The organism is Sulfurovum sp. (assembly GCF_049668085.1).
Classification (GTDB): Bacteria; Campylobacterota; Campylobacteria; order Campylobacterales; family Sulfurovaceae; genus Sulfurovum.
In genome coordinates this window covers 1-2,165 of the sequence record NZ_JBATIY010000082.1, presented here as the reverse complement: position 1 = coordinate 2,165, position 2,165 = coordinate 1, and the positions used below count along the sequence as shown (strand labels likewise).

The 2,165-nt window shown below is 32.4% G+C and carries 3 protein-coding genes; all 3 read left to right on the top strand.

Going from position 1 to position 2,165, the window contains the following annotated elements; translation table 11 throughout:
• Window positions 1-1,031: glycosyltransferase family protein (locus tag WBM70_RS05205; RefSeq protein ID WP_424557454.1), on the top strand; the 1,031-nt coding region annotated here is incomplete at its 5' end.
• 61 nt (window positions 1,032-1,092) lie between these two features.
• On the top strand, window positions 1,093-1,878 hold the full coding sequence (locus WBM70_RS05200; RefSeq protein WP_424557453.1) for a hypothetical protein: 786 nt from the start codon (window positions 1,093-1,095) through the stop codon (window positions 1,876-1,878).
• A 23-nt stretch (window positions 1,879-1,901) separates the two neighbouring features.
• Window positions 1,902-2,165, top strand: a 264-nt coding sequence (locus WBM70_RS05195) for a hypothetical protein (protein ID WP_424557452.1), incomplete at its 3' end; no start/stop codon positions are given.

The following is a 2,165-nucleotide window of genomic DNA, read 5'->3' as shown; positions in this document are numbered from 1 at the left end:
AAGCAAACACTTCAAGAGTACAAGGAATTAGTAAAATGAAAAATCTAAGGATAGTACACTGTGCGAACTTTAGCGAATCAAAGTTTGGTAAAGTATTTTATTCAATCGACAGAAAAATTAGCAATGGACTCATTAGAAATGGTCATTTTGTTTATGATTTTAGCTATAGAGAAGTAGCGAAGAGTTTAACGTTTCTGAAAAGAAAGAAACTTGGCGCAAAAAAAATGAATGCAAAGCTTCTTGAGACTATTTCTAATGTAGAACCAGACCTGCTGTTATTAGGCCATTCAGAACTGGTTCATGCAAATACATTAAAGCAGATAAAAGAAGCATTTCCAAATATTAAGATCGCAATGTGGTGGGTTGATCCATTTGACAGAATAGCGCATATAGATGAGAGATTACCCTATTTAGATGTATTTTTTGCTACCACTTCGCCAGAGTATTATAAACAGTTTTTTACAAATAGCACAGAGTTTGAGTATATGCCAAATGTGTGTGATAATTCTATCGAAACGTTAAAAGCATTTGAGCATCAGACATTTGATCATGATCTCGTTTTTATTGGTAGAAGTGATGATAATAGAAAAGATTTTATCAATAAACTTTCTCATATAGAAGAGATTGATTTTAAGATCTTTGGAAATAACAAACAATCATTAATTTTTGGTCAAAATTTTTTAAATACTATAGCTCAATCAAAAATGACAGTCAACTACAGCCGGTACAATGACATTCCGCTCTATTCATCTGATAGGGTGATACAACTATTGGCACAGGGAAGTTTAGTCTTTTCACCTAGAATTCCTGAGTTTGAGAGACTTTTTAGTGAAGAGGAAATCGTCTATGTTGATGAATTTGATGACCTGGAGAAGAAACTTATCTTTTATAAGAACAATGATGAGAAGAGAGTGGAGATCTCAAAAAAAGGTTGGGAAAAGGCGCACAGGCTTTTTGATTCGACTGTAGTGACAGAAGAAATGCTTAAAGTGATTTTTAAATCCGACAATGATCCTCTCTATTCAAAATAAAATTGTTTGGGTAAAATAAGGCTATGTAATAACAAGGTAAATAATTTTTAAAGAGTAAAATATGAAAAAATCAGTGAATGTTATATGTATCAAATGGGGTAATGCATATGATGCAGAATATGTAAACAAGCTTCAAAATATGGTTGTAAGAAACAGTTCATATGAAATTAATTTCTATTGTTTTACTGATGATTCAGAAGGTTTTAATGAAGAGATCATCGTAAAACCGCTTCCTGTGCTAAATACGACAAAAGAGTATCAAGAGAAATATGCATATAGAAAAGAGGCTGGTTTATGTGATGATGAGCTGGGAGGGTTAAAAGGTCAGAGAGTTTTCTTTTTTGATCTTGATGTAGTCATTATTTCAAATTTAGATGAATTATTTGAATACCCAGTGGATGATAAATTTTATATTATTGATGATTGGAACAGTAAAGGCCATAATATTGGTCAGGCAACTTGTTACTCATGGGTAGTAGGAACACTTGGGTTTGTTAAAGAGTATTATGAAAAGAACCCAGAGGAAGTATTTGATAGATTTTTTACTGCTTCACAGGAGTATTTGTCAAGTAAAGTAATAGAAAAATATGGTTCTTTAAATTTTTGGCCTGATAATTGGTTCTGTTCATTTAGATTTCATTGTATGCCTAAATTTGGCCCACTCAGACATTTTATAACTCCAACAATACCTAAAGACAGACCAGGGTTAAAAGTAATTGCTTTTCATGGAATGCCCAACCAACGAGAAGCTATTGAAGGTATTTGGAAATTAAAGAATCAAGAAAACTGGAAAAGACTATACAAAGTATGTAAACCAACTAAGTGGATTGAGAAATATTGGTATTAATGGATTAAAACAAATGAGAAAATATGAAAAAAGATATTAAAATAAAATTGGTAGGTCGAACTAGTCGTGCAAATGAAGAATCAGTTTTTAAAAGACAGTCAGCAAACCATGAAGGCAAATGGGGATCATGTTCATTTACATTTAACCCAGAAGAAAGAAACTATGATTGGTTAGTGGTGATAGATGATATCCCTAAGATACTTTCCAATGGGGGTGAGACACTATCATGCCCTAAAGAAAATACAATATTGGTGACCACAGAACCAAGTTCCATTACCAGATATGGT